This window comes from Desulfothermus okinawensis JCM 13304 (assembly GCF_054654515.1).
The window spans coordinates 1-916 of record NZ_BAAIEW010000065.1 but is presented as its reverse complement, the minus strand read 5'-3'; the positions used below and the strand labels follow the sequence as shown (position 1 = coordinate 916).

Here is a 916-nt window from a genome sequence, read left to right as displayed (position 1 = left end):
ACTCTCAGGGAAATAGAATCTGCACGTTTTGAGGCAATAGAAAAAAGATTTGAGGCTCTGCAAAGTGAAATGAACGTAAGATTTGAAGCTGTGGATAAAAGACTTGGCTTTATTCAGTGGTTTATTGGCATAGGATTTAGTGCGCTTTTGTGTATCAATGCCCTTATGCCAATATGGATTAAGCTCTTTAAATAGCTTATTTTTTATAACATATCAATATGTTGCCATTTTAAATTAAATAATCCCTTGTTGACGTAAAAATTTTTTATAAGTAGTGTAAAGGTTATGAATGAGACAATAATAGAACAAAACAACATCTCTGAAAAAATTCCACCTGAACTCCTGCAAGGACATTTAAAGGACTATATAAGCAACCTGATAAAAAAAGAGTTAGAAGAATTTATCATTTCCAATGACCAGAGGGCCAGGGAACTTTCCTTAATGGAAAGGGTCGTCAGGGTTGAAGAAGAGCTAAAGGCCCTGAGGGAAATAGAATCTGCACGTTTTGAGGCAATGGAAAAAAGATTTGAAGCACTGCAAAGGGAAATAAATGCAAGATTTGTGGCCGTAGACAAACGATTTGAAGCCATGGACAAAAGGTTCGAGGCGCTACAAAGGGAAATGAACGCAAGATTTGAAGCTGTGGATAAAAGATTTGAAGCCATAGATAAAAGGTTGGGCTTTATTCAGTGGTTTATTGGCATAGGATTTAGTGCGCTTTTGTGTATCAATGCCCTTATGCCAATATGGATTAAGCTCTTTAAATAAAATATCTTTTCTGCCTATTTCTTTAGCTCCTTATTGATTGGGTTATGGATAAAGTGATTAGTGAAAGGTAGAAGGGTAAAGGATGAAGAGAACCTAAAACGTTGAACATTGAACTTAAAATTTTTTATAAGTAGTGTAAAGGTTATGA

Annotated in this window: 1 protein-coding gene and 1 pseudogene; both read left to right on the top strand. The window is 35.2% G+C overall.

Annotation, left to right across the window (positions count from 1 at the left end):
• A pseudogene (locus ACYQ0O_RS13025) lies at positions 1 to 195 on the top strand (hypothetical protein); the annotation flags it as partial.
• Positions 196 to 285: 90 nt separating this feature from the next.
• Complete coding sequence (locus tag ACYQ0O_RS13020) at positions 286 to 768, top strand: hypothetical protein (RefSeq protein WP_459893763.1); 483 nt, start codon at positions 286 to 288, stop codon at positions 766 to 768.
• Positions 769 to 916 lie beyond the last annotated feature (148 nt).

Excerpts from the sequence above, each read along its gene's own strand:
- ACYQ0O_RS13020 (WP_459893763.1), top strand. The coding sequence starts at position 286 with ATGAATGAGACAATAATAGAACAAAACAACATCTCTGAAAAAATTCCA.